Here is a 22,418-nt window from a genome sequence, read left to right as displayed (position 1 = left end):
CTGCATGGACGTCGGGGTTGACGTCGGCACCACTGTGACCAAGGCGGTCGCGTTCGACGACGGCGGCCGGCCGGTGGCCGAGGCGTCCCGGCCGACCAGACTGGTCCGGCCCGGACCCGGGCGGTTCGAGCACGACACCGCCGAGATCGTTGCTTCGGTCAACGAGGTGGTCGGCGAGCTGGCCGGGACGGTGGGTGACCGCCCCGGCGTGCTGGCGATCACCGCACAGGGCGACGGTCTGTGGCTCCTCGATGCCGACGGTACGGCGGTACGCCCGGCGATCTCCTGGCTGGACGCCCGCAGCAGCGCGATCCTGGAGCGCTGGACGACCGACGGTGTCGCCGACCGTGTCTTCCGCCGATCCGGCAACCGCATGTTCCCCGGCGCCTCCGGTCCGTTGCTGGCCGCCGTACTCGCGGTGGAGCCGGACGTGATCGCTCGGGCGGGGACGGCGGCGTACTGCAAGGACGTGGTGATGCAGGCGCTCACCGGGGTCCGGGCGACGGACGTGTCGGACGCGTCCGCGCCGTTCCTCGATCCGCGGACGAACCAGTACGACGACGAGGCGCTGAAGGCGACCGGTCTCGCGGAGCTCGAGCACCTGCTGGCTCCGGTGGAGCCGACCGGTCCGGTGGGTGAGCTCCGCGACGACTCGACCGGGATGGCCCGCGGGACCAGGGTCTCCTCCGGGCCGTACGACCTCCCGGCCGCAGCCGCCGGAGCCGGCGTGGAAGACGTCGGCGATGCCTTACTTACTGTCGGTACGACGCTCGCCTGCCAAGTCGTCACCCGGGAACTGCCGGTCGACGGCGAGCCGGCCGGGTTGTTCCTCGGCACGTGGACTCCGGGTGTCTGGCTCCGGGCGATGCCCGCGATGGTCGGCACGGCCGCGCTCGACCGGGTGCTGGCACTGGTCGGCGTCGGCACGGATCAACTGCCGTCGTTGCTTGCGGAGAGCCCACCAGGTGCGCAGGGCGTGACTGTCCTTCCTTATCTGTCCGAGGCCGGTGAGCGCGCGCCGTTCGTGGACACCCGAGCCCGCGGGACGATCGACGGGATCTCGCTGTCGACCACGACCGCCGACCTCGTCAAGGCGACGTGTGAAGGGATCGCGTACGCCGCGCGCCACTGCCTGGAGGCGGCCGGCTGGTCCGGACGCGTCACGGTCTGCGGCGGTGGAGCCCGCAGTACCGAGTGGACCCAGATCCTCGCGGACGTGCTCAACGCACCGCTGCACACGGCCGAGGCCGAACAGGTGGCTGCCCGCGGTGCGGTCATCTGCGCGCGGCGGGCCGCCGACCCGGAGAGCGCCGGTCCGGAGTGGATCGCGGAAACCCGCCAGGTCGACCCCGATCCGGATCGCGCCGCCTTCTACGCCGAGGGCTACGACCACTACCTGCGCCGGATCGAGGCAGCCCGCCCGCGCTGGGCCGACCCAGCACCGCTTCCTAGCTCAGGAGTTCGATGAGAACCGTCAAGACATTGCTCGCTGGTGACCACTTCGTGCGCAACGAACTGCTCGCCGCGGCTTTGTCCGCCGTCGACGACGTCAGCTTCGACTTCCGCGAAGTCACCTTGCCGTGGCCGCTGACACCGTACGGCCGGGTGGCGGAAGTGGACGAGGCGAGTGACGCTGAGGGTCAGCTGATCGAGGCGCTGTCCGGGATCGAGATCGCGGTGACCCAGATGGGTCCGTTCACCGAGCGCGTGCTGGACGCCGCGCCCGACCTGAAGCTCCTGGTCGTCTGCCGCGGCGGCCCGGTGAACGTCAACGTGCCCGCCGCCGTCAAGCGCGGAGTTGTCGTCGCCTCGACCCCGGGACGCAACGCGGTCGCTGCCGCCGAGCATGCGGTCGCTCTGATGATGGGGGCCCTGCGCAACCTTCCGCGGCTGCAACGCACGCTCGAGCAGGGGGAGTGGCGCAGCGACCTCTACGCGTACGACGAGTGCGGCCTGGAGCTGGACGGGTCGACGGTCGGACTCGTCGGGTACGGCGCGATCGGGCAACGGGTCGCCCGCGTCCTGCTCGCCTTCGGTGCTCACGTACTCGTCGCGGATCCCTTTGTCGACAAGGCTTCTGACGGGATCGAGCTGGTCGAGCTGGACGACCTGCTGCGGCGGTCGGATGTGGTCAGCCTGCACGCCCGCCTGACCGATCAGACCCGCGGCATGATCGGCACCGACCAGCTCGCGCTGATGCCACGAGGCGCCGTACTCGTGAACACGGCTCGCGGGGGGCTGCTCGACTACGACGCGACCGTGGACGCGCTCGAGTCCGGTCAGCTCGGTGCGGCCGCCTTCGACGTGTTCCCGTCCGAGCCGCTGCCGGAGGGATCACGGTTGCTGACGGCCCCTAATGTGGTGATGACGCCACACCTGGCCGGCGCGACCAAGCAGACCGCACTGCGCGCCGGCTTACTAGCCGCAGAGGCGGTCGCCGCCTACCTGGCCGGACGCGACCCGGTCGGGCTGGTCTCCGCGTGACGTCTCTGCGAGGAGACGTCCTGTGATCATCACCGGGCACCGCGGTGCGCTCGGGACCGAACCGGAGAACACGTTGCGCTCCTTCCGCCGTGCCGTCGCCGACGGCTGCGACGAGATCGAGCTCGATCTCCGGGTCACCGCCGACGACGTCCTGGTGGTGATGCACGACGCGACCGTCGACCGGACCACGTCCGGGACGGGGGCGGTCGCGTCGCTGTCCTACGACGAGCTGCGGTCGCTGGACGCGGGGCTGGGTGAGTTCGTGCCGACGTGGGCGGAGACGGTGGTGGCGATCGACGTACGAATTCAGGCCGAGGTGAAGGCGGCGCGCGCCGTACCCCTGCTGGTGGAGTCGCTGCAGGCGGATCCGTCGCTGGCCGCCCGCACGATGGTCACGTCGTCCGACGCTTCCGTCCTGCTCGCCGTACGCCGCGCGATGCCGTCCGCCACCACCGGCCTGATCTTCGGCCGTACGCCGGCGATCGCCGACGTACTGTCCCTGACCCGAGCCGCCGAGGCAGGTACGGCGCTCTGCGGCATCGCCGGCCTGGACCCGGACGGCGTGAAAGAACTCCAAGCCGCCGGCCTCGACGTCACCGCCTGGCCCGTCCCCGACGCCCCCACCCTCCACCACGCCACCACCCTCAACGTAGACGGCATAACCACCGACAACCCCCACCTCCTCCACCCCCGCCCCTAGCCCCACCCACGCCCCTCCCCGCGGCCCGGTCCCGGTGTCCTGGAGAGCGACTTTGTGCTGCGTTTGAGTACGGCGGCGCCTGGATGCACACGTGGTGCACAAGGTGCGCCGGGTCCGCGGTCGCAGTGGCTTAGGTCACACGATCCGACGTGCGAATTTGTTCTTTCGCGGAAGAAAAATGTGTGATTGCCTTGTCCGCATGGGAATCAGCATCGGTGTAGTCGGCGCGGGACAGTTCGCCCCGTCGTTCCTGCGGTTGTGGTCCGCGCATCCTGACGTCTCGCAAGTCCGGCTCACGGACGTGCTGCCCGAGCGGGCGGCCGCGATGGCCGAGAAGCAGGGCATCACGGTCACGCACTCGTCGTTCGAGGAGATGCTCGCGTCCGACGTGGACGCGGTCGCGATCTTCACCCAGCGGTGGCTGCACGGCGAGATGGCGATCCGCGCGCTGGAGGCCGGCAAGCACGTGTACTCGACCGTGCCGATGGCGATCGAGGCCGACCAGATCGCCCGGATCATCGAGCTGGTCAAGGAGACCGGCCTGACGTACATGATGGGCGAGACCAGCTACTACTACCCGTCCTCGGTGTACTGCCGGCAGAAGCTGGCCGACGGCGAGTTCGGCCGGGTGTTCTACGCCGAGGGCGACTACGTCCACGACATGGACCTCGGGTTCTACGCGGCGTACCAGTACAGCGGTGGCGACGACTGGAAGAAGACCGCCTCGTTCCCGCCCATGCTGTACCCGACGCATGCCGTCGGCAACGTGCTCTCGGTGACCGGGCAGCACGCCACCCACGTGTCCTGCATCGGCGTCCAGGACGACCGCGGCGACGGCGTCTTCGACAAGGAGATCAGCCAGTTCGACAACGACTTCAGCAACGCGACCGCGCTGTTCAAGCTGGCCGACGGCGGCGCGATGCGGACCAACGAGATGCGCCGGGTCGGGTACCCGTCGCACATCCGCGAGTCCCGGCTGCGCGTGTTCGGCACCGAGGGCAGCTTCGAGCAGCTCGCGACGACCACGGTCTGGCAGACCAAGGAAGGCGTGCAGGACATCAGTCAGCTGATGGAGACCAAGCCGAGCGGCTCGCTCGAGGACGAGGACCTGGCGAACGTCGACCCGGCGCTGCGGGACGCGTTCATGTCGGGCCTGTCCCCGGTGCACGACCGCGACCGGCTGCCGGCCGAGTTCGCCGGACTGCACAACGGGCACGAGGGCTCGCACCACTTCCTCGCCGACGACTTCGTCCGCGCGGTCGCCGACAAGACCCTCCCGCCGATCAACGCCTGGGTCGCCGCGCGCTACACGCTGCCCGGCATTTACGCACACCAGTCCGCTCTGCAGGGCGGCGTACAACTGGAAATCCCCGACCACGGAGACGCCCCCGCCTGAGTCTCCCGGCCGACGGCTGCGGCCAGCTATCCCGGGCAGCGGAAGCCGGCCAGATGCCGGGGGATTGCACAACAAATGGTGGGCTTGCACAGGTTATTTCCTGTGCAAGCCCACCGTGGGGTGTCAGGCCCCGAGACTTGGCCGACGGTGACGAGCGCCGCTGGTCAGGCGGCGGTGAGTTCGCGGGCCTTCTGGTGGAGGCGGTTGATGCGGGCCTCCATCGGGGGATGGGTGGAGAACAGGGCGGAGACGCCGCGGCCGCTCAGCGGGTTGGCGATCATCAGGTGGCTCTTGGTGGCCACGCCGGACTCCGCGGGGAGCGGCATGGCTTCCGCGCCGCGGCTGATCTTGGACAGCGCGCTCGCCAGGGCCAGCGGGTCGCCCGTCAGTTCGGCTCCGTCATCGTCGGCGGCGTACTCCCGGCGACGGCTGATCGCCAGCTGGATCACGCCGGCCGCGAACGGGGCGAGCAGCACGGTCAGCAGGGTCACCAGCGGGTTCGGGGCGTCCTCGTCGTCGGACGAGCCGAGCGGGAGGAAGATCGCCAGGTTGGCGAGCGTGGTCACGATCCCAGCCAGGCCGGCCGCGATGCTGGACGTCAGGATGTCGCGGTTGTAGACGTGCGCGAGCTCATGACCGAGTACGGCGCGGAGCTCACGACGACTGAGGATCCGCAGGATCCCTTCGGTCACCGCGACCGCCGCGTGCTCCGGGTTGCGGCCGGTGGCGAACGCGTTCGGCTGGGCGACCGGGCTGACGTAGATCCGTGGCATCGGCTGGCCCGCACGCTGCGCGAGCTCGGCCACCACGGCGTACAGCTCGGGCGCCTGCTGCGGCGTCACCTGACGCGCGGCCATGGAGCGCAGGGCGAGCTTGTCGGAGTTGAAGTACAGGTAGGCGTTGAGGCCCAGGGACAGCGCGGCCGCGATCAGGACACCCGTCGTACCGGCGAGGTAGCCGCCGACGACGATGATCAGAGCGGTCAGCAGACCCAGTAGTGCAGCGGTCCTGACCGCGTTACCCGCGCGCCGAAGACCGGTCATCGTTCATCACTCTCCATCGAGAAAGCTTTTGTTCGCGACAACATCGTTCGGGAGGGCGGTATTCCTGGGCGTGGGTTCTTAGGATGCGGTATGGCGCTTGATCTGTTTGCGGAACTGTCCGTCAGTGACTACCCGGGAGTGCTGGCCTGGTACGAGCGGCTGCTCGGCGGGCCGCCGGTGATGTACCCGAACGACATCGAAGCCGTCTTCGAGCTGGCCGAACACCGGTACCTGGTCGTCGAGCACCGCCCCGACCACGCCGGCCACGGGCAGGTGACGATCTTCGCCGAGGACTTCGACGAACGCATCGAAGCGATCACCGGACGCGGGGTCGAGGCGTCGGAGCGCGAGACGTACGACAACGGCGTACGCAAGGTCATCTACCGAGACCCCGACGGCAACGAAATAGGCTTCGGCGGCGCCCCCGCGGAGTAGCGCTTGCCGGGGACCCAACCTCTAAGGCGTCCACCACCACGTCGGTCCCCTCACTCCAACCCAAGTCCACCGGCCCCACCCGCGGGCGTCAGCGCGCGTGGGCCGACTCTTCCTCCGTGCGCTTACGGTTCGTGGTCGGCGCGGTAGCGGAAGAGGTCGGGGAGGAAGTTCTCCAGGTTGCCGACTTCTTCTATGTGGTGGCGGATCCAGGCGGTCAGCTTGGCCGGTGGGAAGGCCTTCGTGTGGGCGAGGCGGTTGAGGACCAGGCGGCCGGCGGGGGTGTGGTCGCCGATGGTGAGGCGGGTGACGTAGCGGGTTCCGCCGCGGGTTGCGGTGAACTCGTTCTCGAGGCGGACGAGCGCCGTACCGAGCAGGCGGGACGAGATGATCGCGGCCTGGGAGTCGATCTGTTCGACGCCGACCTTGATGTCGATCAGTTGGTCGAGGTTGCGGCCGGGGGCCTCGGTGATGTGCAGGCGGGCGCCTGGTCCGACGGTGCCGTCGGTGCCGGGGCTCGTCACGTCGTACGTGATGTGGTCGAGCGGGTGCCAGACGAGGTAGCGGGGCCACTGCTTCCCGGCGTACCGCATGGTGCCGGGGACGTGGCAGTACCACCACGACAGCATCTCGGGTGTGACGTCGGAGAGCAGGGCATGCCGGATGGTGACCACGGTCCGGCCGTCGCGGGCCGCGGTCCGGACCGCGGCCGAGTCGAGTGGACGGAGTGGCCAGAGAACGGGACGCGGCGCAGGGAGGTCGGGTGCCGTCATCCTCTCCGCGTGCCCGCGCCCGGCAGTCCGAAACAATGACCTACTCGTAGATCTTGCGGAGTCTCAGTGACATCGAGTTGTCGATGTGCTGGTTCATCGCGGCTTCGGCGGCCTCCGGATCGCCGGAGCTGATCGCCTCGACGAGGGCGCGGTGCTCGGTGAGTACTTCGGGGCCGATGTCGCGGTCGTAGTGGAGCCGGAAGATGTGCAGGTGGCAGTGGGTCCGCTCGAACGCGAGCCGGACCTGTTCACTGCCCGACAGCGACGCGATCAGCAGGTGGAACCGGTTGTCGTGCACCGTCAGGGACCGGTAGCCGGCGTAGTCGACCGACGTCGGCTCGACCGCGGTCGCCAGCTCGGCCTGGAGCCGGGCGCGGCCGTCGTCGTCGATCAGCTCGGCCGCCCGCCGGGCCGCCCACGGCTCGAGCAGTCGGCGGAAGCGGTACAGGTCGTCGAACTCGGCGAGGGTGAGCAGCGGCGTCGCGCGATACCCCTTCAGCGGCTCCTTCAGCGCGAGCCCCACCGACTCGAGCCGCGCGAGCGCCTCCCGGACCGGTGTCGACGAGACCTGGAAGTCGCGGGCGAGTCCGTCGATGGAGATCCGGGCACCGGGCCGGATGACGTGGTCCATCAGCATCGCCTTGATCGCCTCGTACACGTCGTCGGCGAGCATCTGCCGCCGTAGCAGCCGCCGGTCCTGCGGCTCCACGGTCCCGGCTGTCGACTCCGTCATCGGCCTCTCCGGATCCTGGTCGCGGCCTTGACCCGGCCGGTCGGGTTCGGCAGGGTGGCACTGGTAATCATGCATCATGCATGATTTGAGGTCCGAGAGCCAGAGAGGCACGGCATGCTGAGGTTCGACGAGGTCGGCGTACTGCCCGAGCCCGAGGACAACGCCGCGATCTGTTCCCGCCGCCTGGACGCGGGTACGTCGATCGACCTCGACGGGACCGTGGTGACGCTGCCGCACACGATTCTCGAGGGCCACCGCTTCGTCGTCCGGCCGGTCCGCGCGGGCGACGCGATCACCTCGTGGAACACGCCGTTCGCCCGTGCCTCCCGGGACCTGGTGCCCGGCGACTACGTGTGTACGCCGACCAGCCTCGCCGCCGTCACCGCCCGCGGGGTGAAGGGTCTGCCGACCGAGCCGTCGGCCACGAACGAGCCGCTCGACCCGTACGAGCTGGACGAGTCCGCGCTGCACTTCGGCGCCCAGGTGACCAGCGTCGAGCAGCCCGGGACGTTCCTCGGCTACCCCCGTGAGCAGGGCGTGGCCGGCACCCGGAACCACGTGGTGGTGATGGCGACCAGCTCGCGCAGCAGCGGGTTCGTCACCGAGCTCGCCCGCCGCTTCGACGGCGCGGCCGCCGGCGACGGCGTCGTACCGGTGGCGCACACCGAGGGCGGCGAGGACGGCGTTCCGAACAACCTGCACTTCCTGCTCGCCACCCTGGCCGGCTTCACGCTGAATCCGAACGTCGGCGCCGTCCTGATCGTCGACACCGAGGACGACGTGGTGTCCGGCCGGGCGATCAAGGACTTCATGGCCGAGCACGGCTACCCGTCGATCAAGGTTCCGCACGCGTACTTCACCCGTCGGGCCGGGTTCGAGCACGACCTGACCACGGCCGGCGCGCTGATCGAGCCGTGGCTGCCGATTGTCGACAATCAGACGCGCGTCGAGGTCCCGCTGAGCAACCTGAGGATTGCGTTGCAGTGCGGCGGGTCCGACGCGTTCTCCGGGATCTCGGCCAACCCGCTCGCGGGCCTGGTCGGGGCGGAGGTGATCAAGCACGGCGGCGCCGCCGTCCTCGCGGAGACGGACGAGCTGATCGGCGCCGAGCCGTACGTGCTGACGAACGTCCGTGATCTCGAGACGGCCCGGCGGTTCCTGGCGACCATCCGCTCGTTCAAGGAGCGCGTCGGCTGGCACGGGCACACCGCGGAGGGCAATCCGTCCGGCGGGAACGTGTACCGCGGTCTCTACAACATCGTGCTGAAGTCGATCGGCGCCGCCCGCAAACTGCCGCGCGAGGTCCGGCTCGACCACGTCATCGAGTACGGCGAGCCGCTCCCGGGCAACGGCTACATCTTCATGGACAGTCCCGGCAACGATCTCGAGTCTGTCGCGGGCGAGGTCGCCAGCGGCTGCAACCTGATCTTCTTCACCACCGGGAACGGCTCGATCACCAACTTCCCGTTCGTCCCCACGCTCAAGTTCGTCACCACGAGCGCCAGGTACGAGCGCCTGCACGCCGAGATGGACGTGGACGCGGGCCGCTACCTCACCGGGACGCCGATGGCCGAGCTGACCGCGGACACGTTCGACCTGACCGTCCGGGTCGCGTCGGGGGAGCCGAGCGCGGGGGAGCGGGCCGGCCACAGCCAGGTGTCGATCTGGCGGAACTGGCGGCAGAGTGGACCGCGCGAGGGCATCTCGATCACCACCGACGGCCGGATGAGCCGGAACCTGACCGACCTCCCCGTCGAGGACCGCGACGCCCCGCTGGACGGCCTTCCGCTGACAGGCCTGGGGACGAACACCCGGACTCCTGTCCGATTGTTGACAGTCGACGATCGACTGGTGCCCGAGTCGGTCGGGCTGATCCTGCCGACGAGCCTGTGCTCCGGTCAGATCGCGCTCCGGCTGGCGGCCCAGGCGGAGCTGGAGAAGTGGGCCGGCGACGCGGTCACCCGGATGGTCGCGCTCCCGCACACCGAGGGCTGCGGCAGCAGCGGCGGCGCCTCCGAGGAGACGTTCGCCCGGACGATGCTCGGCTACCTGATGCACCCGAACACCCGGATGGCGCTCCTGCTCGAGCACGGCTGCGAGAAGACCCACAACGACTACTTCCGCTCCCGCCTGGTCGAGGCCGGCCTGGATCCGGCCCGCTTCGGCTGGGCCAGCATCCAGGCCGACGGCGGGCTCGAGGCCGTCGGCGCCAAGGTGCGCGACTGGTTCAGCGGCTTCGACCTGCTGGCCCCGGTCGAGTACGACGGCACGCTCGGCGACCTCACCGTCGGACTCGAGGCCCGCGGCCCGCTGTCGGACGAGACCGCCGAAGCCATGGCCCTCGTCGGCCGCGAGATCGTGGGCTCCGGCGGCTCCGTCGTACTGTCCTCGCGCGGTGCGCTGCCGGCCCACGAGCTCTTCCGTACGGCGGCCTTCGGATCGCCGGACCGGGTGGAGCCGACGATCGCGCACGGCCAGCGGTTCGCCGAGCCGGGCTGGCACGTGATGCGGATGCCCGGCACCGACTGGATGGAGACCGCGACCGGGTTCGGTGCCGGCGGGGTCCAGCAGATCCTCGCGCACGTGGCCGGCGGCACCCTGTCCGCCCAGCGGTTCGTCCCGGTGGCCGCGATCAGCAACGACTCGGAGACGGTCGCGAAGTACGGCGACGACCTCGACGCGGTCGCCACCGGGGACGCGGCCGAACAGGCCCGGGCCGGCCTCGACACGATCGCGGCGGTCGCGAGTCGTGAGCTCGTCCCCAAGGCGGTTGCCTCTGGCAACGTCGGTTTCCAGATCACCCGCGGTTTGCTCGGCACCTCGATGTGAAAGGCGTACCTATGCATGTGGTCCGTTACCAGTCCTCCGGCGGGCGCCCGGTCGTCGGCGTACGCACCGGCGACACGGTGGCTCCGGTGGAGGGCGTCGGCAGCGTCGCCGAGCTGCTCCGGCTGACCGTCGACGAGCTGCAGACCGCGGTCGGCAAGCTCGGCGAGCCGGTGCCGGCCGACGGCGTCCGGTTCCTGCCCCCGCTCGACGGTCGCGGCGAGGTCTGGTGCGCGGGTGTCACCTACGAGCGGTCGCGGGGTGCGCGGATGGAGGAGAGCACCGAGCAGTCCGTGTACGACAAGGTCTACACCGCGGACCGCCCGGAGCTGTTCCAGAAGGCGCCGGCCTGGCGCGTGGTCGTGGACGGCGAGCCGGTGGGGATCCGGTCCGACTCCGGTCACGACGTACCCGAGCCGGAGCTCGCGGTCGTCGCCAACAGTCACGGCGAGATCGTCGGCTTCATCGTGTGCAACGACATGAGCTCGCGGTCGATCGAGGGCGTCAACCCGCTCTACGTCCCGCAGGCCAAGCTGTTCGCCGGCGGGTGCGCGCTGGCCGCCGGGATCCGGCCGGTCTGGGAGGTCGGGAACCCGAAGGACCTGAGCATCGACCTGGTCATCGAGCGCGCGGGCGACGAGGTGTTCGCGGGTACGACGTCCACCGCGAAGCTGGTGCGGGAGCTCCAGGACCTGATCGACGTACTGTTCCTGCCGAACGACTTCCCGGACGGCGTGATCCTGGCGACGGGGACCGGGATCGTGCCCGAGCTCGGCTTCGCGCTGGCCGAGGGCGACGTCATCACGATCACCGTCGCCGAGGTCGGCACGCTGATGAATACGGTGGCAGTCGGCCGGGAACCCTTCGCGTTCCTGGCGACCGAGAACTTGGAGGCAAAGCGATGACCCCCGACACCACGCCCGCCGAGCTCGAGCAGGCCCTGGCCGACGCGGCGGCGGCCGCACCGGCGCTCGGCGCTTCGGAGCCCGCCGCTCGGGCCGGGTGGATCCGCGCCGTCGCGGACGCGCTGGACGCGGCCGCCGACGAGCTCGTCCCGATCGCGATGCGGGAGTCGTCGCTCCCCGAGGCCCGGCTGCGCGGCGAGGTCGCGCGGAGCAGCGGGCAGCTGCGGATGTTCGCCGACGTACTCGACGAGGGTTCGCTGCTGGACGTGATCATCGATACGGCCGACCCGGACGCCAAGCCGGTGCCACGGCCGGATCTTCGCCGCGTACTCGTCCCGCTCGGGCCGGTGCTGGTGTTCGCGGCCAGCAACTTTCCGTTCGCGTTCAGCGTCTGCGGCGGTGACACCGCGTCCGCGCTGGCCGCCGGCTGCCCAGTGATCGTCAAGGCGCACCCGGGCCACCCCGACCTGTCGGTCCGGACCGCCGAGGTGATGATCGACGCGCTGCGGACCGCGGGCGCGCCGGACGGCACCCTCGGCCTGATCCAGGGCTTCGACGTCGGCGTCACCGCACTCAAGGACCCACGGATCACGGCGGCCGGGTTCACCGGTTCGGTGCCGGCCGGCAAGGCGCTGCACGAGATCGCGGTCACCCGGCCCGAGCCGATCCCGTTCTACGGCGAGCTCGGCAGCCTCAACCCGGTCTTCGTCACCCAGGCCGCGATCGATGCCCGAGGCAAGGACATCGCGACCGGGTACGTCGGTTCCTTCACCCTCGGCGTCGGTCAGTTCTGCACCAAGCCGGGCCTGCTGTTCCTCCCGTCCGGCCACGGCCTGCAGGAGCAGCTGGCCGAGGCGACCGGCGGTGTGGCCGAAGCGAAGATGCTGAACGACAAGATCCAGGAGGGCTTCACCTCCGGCCTCGACCGGCTGCAGAAGGTGGAGGGCATCCGAGTCTGGTCGGCCGGTGCGGCGACGTTGCTGCAGACAACGGTCACCGAGCTGGTCGCCCACCGGGACGAGATCCTCGAGGAGTGCTTCGGCCCGGTCTCGATCGTTGTCGAGTACGACGGAGTCGACGAGCTGAAGGCCGCCGTCGAGACGTTCGAGGGCAACCTGACCGCCACGCTGCACGCCGAGGAGTCCGACACCGAGTTGGCGGCCGAGCTGCTGCCGTTGCTGACGGCAAGGGCCGGACGTGTGCTCTGGAATGGCTGGCCGACGGGCGTGGCGGTGTCCTGGGCGCAGCACCACGGCGGCCCGTACCCCTCGACCGTCGGATCGATCCACACCAGCGTCGGTGTGACGGCCGCCCGCCGGTTCCAGCGTCCGGTGGCCTACCAGGACACGCCCGACGCGGTGCTGCCCGCCGTACTGAAGGACTCGAACCCGGCCGGCATCAGCCGCCGGATCAACGGGGCCGTGACAACAGGTGAGGTGTCTCGATGAGCGATCTTCCCCCGACCAACGACCCGGTGGACTCCGATCCGCGGCTGCCGGGCGACGTACCTGGTGAGCCGACGCCGGAGAAGACCGGTGGCGGTTTCGGCGGTGAGCGGCCGGAGGCGCCGATCGGGCGGCGCAGTTTCGACCACTGGTTCGGCGAGAAGGACCGCAACGGGTTCATCCACCGGTCCTGGATGCGCGCGCAGGGCTTCTCCGACGAGGTGTTCGACGGCCGCCCGGTGATCGGGATCTGCAACACCTGGTCCGAGCTGACCCCGTGCAACGCGCACCTGCGGCGAGTCGCCGACTCGGTGAAGCGCGGCGTCTGGCAGGCCGGCGGGTTCCCGCTGGAGTTCCCGGTGATGTCGCTCGGCGAGACGATGCTGCGGCCGACCGCGATGCTGTTCCGCAACCTGCTCAGCATGGACGTCGAGGAGTCGCTGCGCGGCAACCCGATCGACGGCGCGGTGCTGCTGACCGGCTGCGACAAGACCACGCCGGGCTCGATCATGGGCGCTGCCAGTGTCGACCTGCCGACGATGGTGGTCACCGGCGGACCGATGTTGAACGGTAAATTCCGCGGCTGCGACATCGGCTCGGGCACGGCGGTCTGGCGGTTCACCCAGGACCGCAACGCCGGCCGGATGTCCGAGGAGGACTACGCAGCGGCCGAGTCCGGCATGTCCCGCAGCAACGGGCACTGCATGACGATGGGTACGGCGTCCACGATGGCCTGCATGGCTGAGGCGCTCGGGTTGCAGCTGACCGGGGGCGCGGCGGTCCCCGCGGTCGACTCGCGGCGCTACTCGATCGCCCAGCAGACCGGTCAGCGGATCGTCCAGCTCGTGCGCGAGGACCTCAAGCCGAGCGACATCCTCACCCGGGACGCGTTCGCGAACGCCGTCCGGGCGAACGCGGCGATCGGCGGCTCGACGAACTTCGTCATCCACCTGCTCGCGATCGCCGGCCGGGTCGGTGTCGACGTGACGCTGGACGACATCGACGAGTGGGCCCGCGGGGTGCCGTGGCTGGTCGACCTGCAGCCGTCGGGCAAGTACCTGATGGAGGACTTCTACTACGCCGGCGGCCTGCCCGCGGTGATGAAGGAGATCCTGCCGCTGCTCAAAACCGACGCGATCACCGTCACCGGCAAGACCATCGGAGAGAACGTCGCTCAGGCCGAGCGGACCGTGGACACTGACGTGATCCGTGCTGTCGGCAACCCGTTGGGAAGTGGCGCCGGGACCGCCGTACTGAAGGGCAATCTGGCGCCCGACGGTGCAGTGATCAAGCAGTCGGCGGCATCCGAGCGGTTGCTGCGGCACCGCGGCAAGGCACTGGTGTTCACCGCCATCGAGGACTACGACAAGGCGGTCGACGACCCCGACCTGGACGTCGACGAGGACACCGTGCTGGTGCTCCAGAACGCCGGCCCGCGGGGCTACCCGGGGATGCCGGAGGTCGGCAACATGACGATCCCGCGCAAGCTGGCCGAGCAGGGGATCGACGACATGGTGCGGATCTCGGACGCGCGGATGAGCGGTACGGCGTACGGCACCGTCGTACTGCACGTCACGCCGGAAGCGGCCGTCGGCGGACCGTTGGCGCTCGTACGGACGGGGGACTGGATCGAGCTCGACGTCCCGGCGCGGCGGTTGCACCTCGATGTCCCGGAGGAGGAGCTGGAGAAGCGGCGGGCCGACTGGCAGCCGCCGGCGCCGCCGTCGGACCGCGGCTGGGCCCGGTTGTACGTCGACCACGTCACGCAGGCCAACCAGGGGTGCGACCTCGACTTCCTGGTCGGCCGCACCGGCTCCGCCGTCGCCCGCCAGAGCCACTGATGACAACCCCACTCCAGCCCCCAGCCTCCTCCGGGCCCCCCGACACACCCTCCTCCCCGCCGCCCGGCTCCTCCCCATCGGCCGCCTCCTCCCCACCGCCCGTCTCCTCCCCACCGCCGAGCGGAGCGAGGGGTGCTCTTGGGCCTCTCGGGCCGTTCGAGCAGGTCCGCGGGCTGCGGCCGGACGGCGTGATCCCGCAGGTCACGCCCGTCCGGCGACTGCTCCCGGACCTCCCGGCCTCGGCCGATCCGTACGCCGAGGCCCAGGCGGCGCTGGAACCGTTGCGCGAGCGCATCCTCCCGGGCGCGCGGATCGCGGTGACCGCCGGCAGTCGCGGGATCCACGATCTCGTGCCGGTGGTGCGCGCCGCCGTGGACTGGCTCACCGCAGTCGGCGCCGCGCCGTTCGTCGTACCGGCGATGGGCTCGCACGGCGGTGCGACCGCGGACGGTCAGCGGGAGATGCTGGCCGGGCTCGGGATCACTCCGGAGTCGGTCGGCTGCCCGGTCGAGGCAACGATGGAGACGGTCGTCGTCGGCAGTCTCGACGACGGTACGCCGGTCCACCACGACGCGATCGCCGCGAAGGCGGACGGCGTACTCCTGGTGAACCGGATCAAACCGCACACCGACTTCCGCGGGCCGATCGAGAGCGGTCTCGCGAAGATCCTGGCGATCGGGCTCGGCAACCACGCCGGCGCAGCCTCCCTGCACGCCGGCGGAATCCCTTCACTGGGTTCCTCGATCGAGGCGGCCGCCCGGATGGTGGTTGCTCAAGGCAAGATCCTCGGCGGCCTCGGCATCCTGGAGAACGCGCTCGAACGGACCGCGTCGGTGGAGTTCGTCGACGCCGACGGGATCGCCGGACCGGCCGAGAACGCCTTGCTGCAACGGGCCGGCAGCCTGCTCGGGCGGCTGCCGTTCGACGAGCTCGACGTCCTGGTGGTGGACGAGCTCGGCAAGGACAAGTCCGGCGCCGGCATGGACACGAACGTGATCGGCCGGTGCTGGGTGCACGGGATCCCGGAGTTCGAATCGCCGTCGATCGCCGCGATCACCGTGCACTCGCTGTCCCCGGCCTCGCACGGGAACGCCTCGGGACTCGGCCTGGCCGACGTGATCCCGGCGCGCATCCTCGAGCAGATCGACCTGCGGGTGAGTTACGTGAACGCGCTGACCTCGGGCGCCGGCGGTGCCCGCCGGTCGCGGCTGCCGATGGTGATGGAGGACGACGAGGCCGCCGTCCTCGCCGCCGTCACGATGTGCGGCCGGCGCGACTGGTCCGAGCTGCGACTGGCCCGGATCAAGGACACCCTGTCCCCGAACGAGTTGATGGTGACGCCGGCGCTGCTGACGGAGGCAGGTGACCGCTTCGACCTGGAGATCACCGGGACGGCGCGGGACCTGACGTCGGCCGGCCGGCTCGGACCCTGGAGTGACGCATGAACCTTCGCGAGGCACACGCGCTGCTGGCCGACCGCGGTTTCCGCCCCGGCGACACGTCCACGTCGACGTTCCCGGACGGGTCGCCGTACAAGGTGGAGATCCCGTCCTGCGAAGGGCCGGGGGTGATGGCGGCCGTGCTGGAGGAGGCCAAGACCCGCGGGGTGACCATCGACCGCGTGTCGCAGGGCAGCGGCGTGATGATGCTGACCGACGGCGAGATCGAGGAGATGCTGTCGCTCGGTGCGTCCGCGGGCGTCGAGGTCTGCCTGTTCCTCGGGCCGCGGGGCGCGTGGGACATCGGCGGTCAGGCCAAGGTGTCGGCCGCGGTCGGCGGAGTTGCCCGAGGCAACGAGATGGTTGCCGCCTCGCTGTGTGATGCCTTCCGGGCGGTCGAGCTCGGTGTCCGCAGCCTGCTCGTCGGCGACCTCGGCGTCCTGGAGATCCTCGGTGAGCTCAAGGTCGACGGGTCGCTGCCGTCGGACCTCGTGCTGAAGACGTCGGTGCTGATGCCGCTGGCGAACGCGCCGACCGCCCGGCTGTACGAGCGGTTCGGCGCGACCAGTCTGAACGTGTCGACCGACCTGCCGGTGCCGGTGCTCGCCGAGATCCGGTCGGTGACGTCCGTGCCGATCGACATGTACATCGAGGTGCCGGACGACCAGGGCGGGCATGTGCGCTTCTACGACGTCCCGGAGATCGTCCGCGTCGCCGCGCCCGTCTACCTGAAGATGGGGCTGCGGAACGCGCCGAACATCTACCCGGTCGGCGCCCACCTCGCCGGTACGGCGGAAGCCCTCGGCCGCGAACGCGTCCGCCGGGCCGAACTGATCCTGCGTCTCCTGGCCGAGCAGGACGAAGGATGACCGATCCGCTCGTCGCTCGGCTGCGGTCGGCGCTCGGGGACAAGGCTGTCCTCGACGATCCCGACGTACTGGACACTCATCGCAACGACCACGCGACCTTCTGCACGGCCGGCGTACCGCGGGTGCTCGTGCGGCCGTCGTCGACCGCCGAGGTGTCGGAGGTGCTGAAGGCGGCCGGTTCGTTCGGGGTGCCGGTCGTCACGCAGGGGGCGCGGACCGGGCTGTCCGGTGCGGCGAACGCCCTGGACGGCTGCCTGCTGCTGTCGACCGCGCGTCTCGACCAGATCCTGGAGGTCTCGGTCGAGGACCAGGTCGCCGTCGTCCAGCCCGGGGTGGTGAACGCCGAGTTGTCGCGAGCCGTGCTGGACAAGGGGCTGTTCTACCCGCCGGATCCGTCGTCGTGGGAAATGTCCACGGTGGGTGGCAACATCGCCACCAACGCCGGTGGGCTGTGTTGTGTGAAGTACGGCGTGACGTCGGACTTCGTGCGTGGACTGGAGGTGGTGCTGGCGTCGGGTGAGGTCGTCCGGACCGGCCGCCGGTCGGCGAAGGGCGTCGCGGGGTACGACCTGACGCGGTTGATGGTGGGATCCGAAGGGACGCTCGGTGTCGTCACGGAGGCGACACTGGCGCTGCGGCCCGTGCCCGAAGCGGCGTTGACCGCGGCGGCCACGTTCCTGTCCGTCGAGGACGGGATCGCCGCGGCTGCCGCGGTGATGGCGTCCGGGCTGCGGCCGTCGCTGCTGGAGTTCCTGGACGGGCCGACCGCCCGGGCGATCCAGGACTACCGGGACATGGGCCTGCCGGCCGACGTCGGCTCGCTGCTGATCGCGCAGTCCGACCGTGGGCCGCGCGCGGCCGAGGACGTGGCGTTGATCGCCGCGATCTGCTCGGAGCACGGTGCGATCGAGGTCGCGGAGGCCTCGGACGCCGAGGAGTCGCGGATGCTGCTCGAGGCGCGCCGGCTGGTCAACCCCGCGCTCGAGCCGCTCGGGATCACCTTGGTCGACGACGTCGCCGTACCGCGGTCGAAGCTGGTCGCGTTGCTGCGCGGGATCGCGGAGATCGGCACCAAGTACGACGTACTGATCTGTTGCCCTGGGCACGTAGGTGACGGCAACATGCACCCGACCGTCATCTTCGAGCGCAACGACCCGGCCGCCGAGGCGCGGGCGCTCGAGGCCTTCGGCGCGGTGATGGAGCTGGGCCTGTCCCTGGGCGGCACGATCACCGGCGAACACGGCATCGGCAAGCTCAAGCGGCACTGGCTCGCGCAGGAGCTGGGGCCGGTCGGCGTCCGCCTGCAGCGCGAGATCAAGGCGGTCTTCGACCCGGACAATCTGCTCAACCCGGACAAGCTGTTCCTCTGACGTCCCCCTGCCTGGAGTCGAACCAGGGACCCGGCCTTCGGAGAGCCAGGCGTGCATCCGTCACCAGAGGGCGGTGGGGTACGCCGCTTCCGTACGGCGTACCCCGGCTGCCTACTTTCTCGCCGGCCTGGCCGGCCGGTCGGCTGCCTTCGACCGCTTACTCCTCGACCGCTTACTCTTCGACCGCCTACTCTTCGACCGCGACGACGCGGACCCAGTCGGAGCAGTCGGCCTCACACCAGACGTGATCGCCGCGGTGGGCGATCCGGTCGCGCTGGACGTGCCCGCACGCGAGCCGCACCCGGCGCATCGCGTGCCCCTGCCGCACCGGAGCACCGGTCCGTCCGCCGGGCACTCGCTTTCTGTTCCTGAGGTCGGCCATGGCCGGTCCTCCTCTCTGTCGGATTGTCGACAACTGACGTGCAGGAGACAGGATTCGAACCTGCTCAGCCTCGCGGCAACGGGTTTACAGCCCGCCCCACCTCTCCCACGGTGGCGCTCCTACAGATATCGGCGAACTGCGCCGCAGTACTGCCGAAACTCTTCGGGGAACTGCTCGCTCAACCGGCGTTCCTCGGCGAGCACGCCGTGGTGAATCGCCGCGGACGTGAGGGGCAGCGTGGCGAGGATCCATCCGGATCGGGTGGTCAGGCCGATTCCCAGGTGCAGCAGCGTGGTGCCGACGTACATCGGGTTGCGGCTGACGCCGTACACGCCGGTCGTCACCAACGTGTCGGGCTGCGCCAGCGTCGTACGTCCCGCGGCGCTCACCGCGGCCGTGACGATCACGCTGCCCGCGATGACCGCCGACCATCCGGCGGCTTGCCGGCGCTTCAACCGCCACGGGCGAACCTGCTCGAGCGCGCACCCGACCGCGATCCCGGCCAGAACGGCCTCGGGGATCGGGACGTTGGTCAGCTTCGCGATCGTGTGACGTCCACCCGCCATTCCTCGACTGTGTTCCTCCACAGCACCATGTACCCCGGAGAGCGGTGAGAGCGAGATTCGAACTCGCGGACCGGGCGCACCCGGCCGACGGTTTAGCAAACCGCTGCCCCTGCCTTCAGGCGGACCTCACCAACAGGTCCTGCCGTGTCCCCTGACCACGGCAGGACCCGTTCAGCCCTTCACGCAGATGACCTGCTTGAGGTGGGCCACGACCTCGACCAGGTCGGACTGAGCGGCGATCACCGACTCGATGTCCTTGTACGCCGCCGGGATCTCGTCGACCACGCCCGCGTCCTTGCGGGACTCCACGCCGGCGGTCTGGGCGATCAGGTCGTCGACCGTGTACCGGCGCTTCGCCTCGTTGCGGCTCATCCGCCGGCCTGCCCCGTGCGAGGCCGAGTAGAACGACCGCTCCGACCCGAGGCCGCGAACGACGTACGACCCCGTGCCCATCGACCCCGGGATCAGCCCGAGATCCCCGCGCCCGGCCCGGATCGCGCCCTTGCGGGTGACGAGCAGGTCGAGCCCGTCGAGGTGCTCCTCGGCGACGTAGTTGTGGTGGCACGAGATCGGCCGCTCGAACCGGACCTCCTGGACGAACGACTCCCGCACCGCCTGCATCACCAGGGCGAGCATCACTGCGCGGTTGCGCGACGCGTACTCCTGCGCCCAGGTCAGGTCACGCCGGTAGGCGTCCATCTCCGGCGTGCCGGACAGGAAGACCGCGAGGTCACGGTCCGGCAGGTCCGCGTTGTGCGGCAGCGTCCGGGCGATCCGCATGTGCCGCTCGGCGAGCTCCTTGCCGATGTTGCGGCTGCCCGAGTGCAGCATCAGCCACACCCGGTCCTCGTCGTCGAGGCAGACCTCGATGAAGTGGTTGCCGCCACCCAGCGATCCCATCTGCTGCTGCGCCTTCTTCTCCCGGTCCTGCACCCCGTCGTGCAGGCTCGAGAACGAACCCCAGAACCGATCCCACCCGCGGTTGAGCCCGAGCCTGCGCACACTCACCGGGTACTCGTGCGCCCGGAACCCGACCGGTACGGCGGCCTCGATCCGGGACCGGATCGCGGACAGGTCGTCCGGCAGGTCCGCGGCCGTCAGCGAGGTCAGCACGCCTTCCATCCCACAGCCGATGTCGACCCCGACGGCGGCCGGCGACACCGCCTGCTTCATCGCGATCACCGACCCGACGGTCGCCCCCTTGCCGAGGTGGACGTCGGGCATGACCCGGACGCCGTGCACCCACGGCAGCGCCGCGATGTTCCGCAGCTGCTGCAGCGCCTGCACATCCACCTCGTGCTCGTGCGCCCACATGAGCGTGGAGCCCTTGGCCCCACTGAGCTCGACCGGGAACTCCACGTTCATCTCCTCACTCTCCTCGATCGTGTGCATGCGGTGAGACTGGGATTCGAACCCAGACGTCCCGTGAAGGACCGGCCGTTTTCGAGACGGCTGCCGCTAGGCCTGACACTCGGCTTATCTCACCAGGTCACGTACGCCGCGTACGGCGTACAGCTGCCAGGGCAGGGCTCGAACCTGCGGGACCCCGGGTCAGAACCGAGGGTGGGACGCCGTCGCCCACCTGGCATCGCGCTCCGCCGCGGGGGTCGCGTCAGAGCGCTATCTCGGCACGCGAGGGGATCCACGGCTTCCACAGCAGTGGCATGCCGGCCTCCTCGGGCGTGCGCGAGCCCTTCTTCTCGTTGCAGGACGCGTGCGCGGCGACGGCGTTCAGCCACTCGCCACGTCCACCACGGGATCGCGGGATCACGTGGTCCATCGTGGTCGCGCCGGGCTGGCCGCAGTACGCGCAGGTGTGCTTGTCGCGCTTCAGTACGCCGGCCCGCGTGTACTGCAGGCGGCCGGAGGCGTAGCGCCACTTGGTCACGACGTACCGGACCAGGCGGAGCACCCGGGGCCGGGGGAACGGGCCGATGCCGGCGCCGTCGTGCGCTTCCTCGACGACGGCGACCTCGCGGACGAGCATCCGGATGGCGTGCTGGATCGACACGACATGCAGCTGCTCGTACGAGGCGTTGAGCACGATCACACCGCTCATGTGGTCCCTCCTCCCTCCCAGTGCCCGACCCCGCCCCGCGAAGTCGGTGATCTCTGTGTCGGTCGTGTACGTGGTGCGGCTCCAGGGATTCGAACCCTGAACCTCCTGGTTCTAAGCCAGGCGCCTCTCCCAGTTGGGCCAGAGCCGCAGGTTCTTCTCGTACGGCGGCGCGCCGTGGCCGGCCGTCGTACGTCTCGGGTGTCCGGCGGGGCTCGAACCCGCTTCCTCCGGGGTCACGTCCCGGTGCCTCGCCCACTTCAGCCTCGGACACAGCACGCCCGGCAGGACTCGAACCTGCACTCCCCGGCTTCGTAGACCGGTGCTCTCTCCTGTTGAGCCACGGGCGTCCAGCGCCCTGCGCCGGATGTGGTGCGGATTTCCGGCGCAGGGCACGTTCGTGGCGCCCGCTCGGCCGGTAGCTGAGCATCCTGCGGGCGCCTGGTCCAGCTGGAGGGACTCGAACCCCCGTCGTCCTCAACCCAAATGAGGCGGCCTAGCCACTGGCCCACAGCTGGTCGCGTCCCCGGGAGGTGCGTGGGGACGGCCGGCGGCTGTCCCCCGAGGCAGTCCCGGGGACGGTTGCCCGGGACCCGCCCGGGCGTCTTCCCCGGCGCACGGGCGGCGCCGCAGGGAAGGTCCGCCGGACCTCGGCGGCCCGGCGGAAAATGCGATGAATGTCCAGTTGTCAATTGTTCGGGTCGGCATTCGTAAATGCCGAAGAAAGCATCGGTGGAAGGAATCGAACCCTCGCGACGCGGGTTTGGAATCCGGTCGGCAACCAGTGCACACCGACGTGAAATGAAAAGAGCCGCCTGGTTCCGGATACCCGGATCAGACGGCTCCTGGAGAGGATCTCCTGCTGGAGATCAGCCAGGTGGGCCGTCCATGCTCGGGCTCAGCTCGGTGCCGAGCTGGTGATAAAAGGCTTCGCCGCAGACGGATCGGTCGGCGAACCCGGGTCGCGGGCACGCCGGCAAGGCGATGGCAACCCGCCACGCCTCTCTCGCGTTCCACTTCCCGGTCACAGTGATCTCCTCGGTCTGTCGTTCCTTGCGGGCATTAGTCTCACCCATGCGCCACAAAGAAGTCAACGTATTTCGGTGGTGAAATGTTCCGGCGGTATTTCTCGTGCACTCCGACGCGCTCCCGTGCGGC

General features: G+C 70.0%; 19 protein-coding genes and 9 tRNA genes. 12 read left to right on the top strand and 16 right to left on the bottom strand.

The annotated features are described in order from the left end of the window. Positions 1 to 4 precede the first annotated feature (4 nt). The 4 genes from ACQPYZ_RS33780 to ACQPYZ_RS33765 all read left to right on the top strand — a co-directional run bounded on the left by ACQPYZ_RS33780 (position 5) and on the right by ACQPYZ_RS33765 (position 4,580). Complete coding sequence (locus ACQPYZ_RS33780) at positions 5 to 1,468, top strand: FGGY family carbohydrate kinase (RefSeq protein WP_433163166.1); 1,464 nt, start codon at positions 5 to 7, stop codon at positions 1,466 to 1,468. Beyond that, positions 1,465 to 2,484 carry a 2-hydroxyacid dehydrogenase gene (locus ACQPYZ_RS33775; RefSeq protein WP_433163165.1) on the top strand — a complete coding sequence of 340 codons (1,020 nt, stop codon included), beginning with the start codon at positions 1,465 to 1,467 and terminating at the stop codon, positions 2,482 to 2,484. Before ACQPYZ_RS33780 ends, ACQPYZ_RS33775 begins: the two co-directional genes overlap by 4 nt. Positions 2,485 to 2,506: 22 nt before the next feature. Next, positions 2,507 to 3,184: a glycerophosphodiester phosphodiesterase gene (locus ACQPYZ_RS33770; RefSeq protein WP_433163163.1), complete on the top strand. Its 678-nt coding sequence runs from the start codon at positions 2,507 to 2,509 to the stop codon at positions 3,182 to 3,184. Between the two features lie 199 nt (positions 3,185 to 3,383). After that, entirely contained in the window at positions 3,384 to 4,580 is a 1,197-nt protein-coding gene (locus ACQPYZ_RS33765) for a Gfo/Idh/MocA family protein (protein WP_433163161.1), read from the top strand. Positions 4,581 to 4,744: 164 nt separating this feature from the next. On the opposite strand, the gene htpX is transcribed toward ACQPYZ_RS33765, so the two are convergent. After that, complete coding sequence (gene htpX / locus ACQPYZ_RS33760; protein ID WP_433163159.1) at positions 4,745 to 5,623, bottom strand: zinc metalloprotease HtpX; 879 nt, start codon at positions 5,621 to 5,623, stop codon at positions 4,745 to 4,747. A gap of 90 nt (positions 5,624 to 5,713) precedes the next feature. Between htpX and ACQPYZ_RS33755 the strand changes: the two genes are divergently transcribed. After that, positions 5,714 to 6,058, top strand: a complete 345-nt coding sequence (locus ACQPYZ_RS33755) for a VOC family protein (RefSeq protein WP_433163157.1) — start codon at positions 5,714 to 5,716, stop codon at positions 6,056 to 6,058. Positions 6,059 to 6,180: 122 nt separating this feature from the next. Here ACQPYZ_RS33755 and ACQPYZ_RS33750 read toward each other — a convergent pair whose 3' ends face one another. Beyond that, positions 6,181 to 6,828: a hypothetical protein gene (locus ACQPYZ_RS33750; RefSeq protein WP_433163155.1), complete on the bottom strand. Its 648-nt coding sequence runs from the start codon at positions 6,826 to 6,828 to the stop codon at positions 6,181 to 6,183. 40 nt (positions 6,829 to 6,868) lie between these two features. Next, positions 6,869 to 7,561: a GntR family transcriptional regulator gene (locus tag ACQPYZ_RS33745; protein WP_433163153.1), complete on the bottom strand. Its 693-nt coding sequence runs from the start codon at positions 7,559 to 7,561 to the stop codon at positions 6,869 to 6,871. Positions 7,562 to 7,675: 114 nt separating this feature from the next. On the opposite strand from ACQPYZ_RS33745, the gene ACQPYZ_RS33740 reads away from it, so the two are divergent. From ACQPYZ_RS33740 to ACQPYZ_RS33710, 7 genes are all read left to right on the top strand, one after another. Beyond that, the gene (locus ACQPYZ_RS33740; protein ID WP_433163151.1) at positions 7,676 to 10,390 is read left to right on the top strand and encodes a UxaA family hydrolase; all 2,715 of its coding nucleotides are present in this window, start codon (positions 7,676 to 7,678) and stop codon (positions 10,388 to 10,390) included. 11 nt (positions 10,391 to 10,401) lie between these two features. Next, positions 10,402 to 11,292 (top strand): fumarylacetoacetate hydrolase family protein, encoded by an 891-nt coding sequence (locus tag ACQPYZ_RS33735; RefSeq protein ID WP_433163149.1) that lies wholly within the window; start codon positions 10,402 to 10,404, stop codon positions 11,290 to 11,292. Continuing rightward, positions 11,289 to 12,740: an aldehyde dehydrogenase (NADP(+)) gene (locus ACQPYZ_RS33730; RefSeq protein ID WP_433163147.1), complete on the top strand. Its 1,452-nt coding sequence runs from the start codon at positions 11,289 to 11,291 to the stop codon at positions 12,738 to 12,740. The genes ACQPYZ_RS33735 and ACQPYZ_RS33730 overlap by 4 nt, the downstream gene beginning before the upstream one ends. Continuing rightward, positions 12,737 to 14,578 (top strand): IlvD/Edd family dehydratase, encoded by a 1,842-nt coding sequence (locus ACQPYZ_RS33725; RefSeq protein WP_433163145.1) that lies wholly within the window; start codon positions 12,737 to 12,739, stop codon positions 14,576 to 14,578. The genes ACQPYZ_RS33730 and ACQPYZ_RS33725 overlap by 4 nt, the downstream gene beginning before the upstream one ends. A gap of 188 nt (positions 14,579 to 14,766) precedes the next feature. Further along, positions 14,767 to 16,023, top strand: coding sequence for a DUF2088 domain-containing protein (locus ACQPYZ_RS33720; protein ID WP_433163143.1), 1,257 nt, complete (start codon positions 14,767 to 14,769; stop codon positions 16,021 to 16,023). Beyond that, positions 16,020 to 16,886: a U32 family peptidase gene (locus ACQPYZ_RS33715; protein WP_433163142.1), complete on the top strand. Its 867-nt coding sequence runs from the start codon at positions 16,020 to 16,022 to the stop codon at positions 16,884 to 16,886. The genes ACQPYZ_RS33720 and ACQPYZ_RS33715 overlap by 4 nt, the downstream gene beginning before the upstream one ends. Continuing rightward, complete coding sequence (locus tag ACQPYZ_RS33710; protein WP_433163140.1) at positions 16,883 to 18,256, top strand: FAD-binding oxidoreductase; 1,374 nt, start codon at positions 16,883 to 16,885, stop codon at positions 18,254 to 18,256. The genes ACQPYZ_RS33715 and ACQPYZ_RS33710 overlap by 4 nt, the downstream gene beginning before the upstream one ends. Positions 18,257 to 18,443: 187 nt before the next feature. Here ACQPYZ_RS33710 and ACQPYZ_RS33705 read toward each other — a convergent pair whose 3' ends face one another. The 13 genes from ACQPYZ_RS33705 to ACQPYZ_RS33645 form a co-directional block, all read right to left on the bottom strand. Further along, on the bottom strand, positions 18,444 to 18,638 hold the full coding sequence (locus tag ACQPYZ_RS33705; RefSeq protein WP_433163139.1) for a hypothetical protein: 195 nt from the start codon (positions 18,636 to 18,638) through the stop codon (positions 18,444 to 18,446). A gap of 39 nt (positions 18,639 to 18,677) precedes the next feature. Beyond that, positions 18,678 to 18,761: transfer RNA gene (locus ACQPYZ_RS33700), tRNA-Tyr, on the bottom strand. Continuing rightward, complete coding sequence (locus ACQPYZ_RS33695; RefSeq protein ID WP_433163137.1) at positions 18,758 to 19,204, bottom strand: methyltransferase family protein; 447 nt, start codon at positions 19,202 to 19,204, stop codon at positions 18,758 to 18,760. Before ACQPYZ_RS33695 ends, ACQPYZ_RS33700 begins: the two co-directional genes overlap by 4 nt. 42 nt (positions 19,205 to 19,246) lie before the next feature. After that, positions 19,247 to 19,335, bottom strand: a tRNA-Ser gene (locus ACQPYZ_RS33690). 40 nt (positions 19,336 to 19,375) lie between these two features. After that, positions 19,376 to 20,596: an RtcB family protein gene (locus ACQPYZ_RS33685; protein ID WP_433163135.1), complete on the bottom strand. Its 1,221-nt coding sequence runs from the start codon at positions 20,594 to 20,596 to the stop codon at positions 19,376 to 19,378. 1 nt (position 20,597) lies between these two features. Then, a tRNA-Ser gene (locus ACQPYZ_RS33680) sits at positions 20,598 to 20,690 on the bottom strand. A 29-nt stretch (positions 20,691 to 20,719) separates the two neighbouring features. Next, positions 20,720 to 20,792, bottom strand: a tRNA-Gln gene (locus ACQPYZ_RS33675). Positions 20,793 to 20,816: 24 nt separating this feature from the next. Further along, entirely contained in the window at positions 20,817 to 21,263 is a 447-nt protein-coding gene (locus tag ACQPYZ_RS33670; RefSeq protein ID WP_433163133.1) for an HNH endonuclease, read from the bottom strand. Positions 21,264 to 21,334: 71 nt separating this feature from the next. Then, positions 21,335 to 21,411: transfer RNA gene (locus ACQPYZ_RS33665), tRNA-Leu, on the bottom strand. A gap of 49 nt (positions 21,412 to 21,460) precedes the next feature. Further along, a tRNA-His gene (locus ACQPYZ_RS33660) sits at positions 21,461 to 21,534 on the bottom strand. A 2-nt stretch (positions 21,535 to 21,536) separates the two neighbouring features. Then, positions 21,537 to 21,610: transfer RNA gene (locus ACQPYZ_RS33655), tRNA-Arg, on the bottom strand. Between the two features lie 92 nt (positions 21,611 to 21,702). Then, positions 21,703 to 21,778, bottom strand: a tRNA-Pro gene (locus tag ACQPYZ_RS33650). A 209-nt stretch (positions 21,779 to 21,987) separates the two neighbouring features. Further along, positions 21,988 to 22,056: transfer RNA gene (locus ACQPYZ_RS33645), tRNA-OTHER, on the bottom strand. Positions 22,057 to 22,418: the final 362 nt, after the last annotated feature.

The organism is Kribbella sp. CA-247076 (assembly GCF_050942445.1).
Taxonomy (GTDB): Bacteria; Actinomycetota; Actinomycetes; order Propionibacteriales; family Kribbellaceae; genus Kribbella.
Note: the sequence above shows the minus strand (reverse complement) of the source record. Positions and strands in the feature narration are given on the sequence as shown.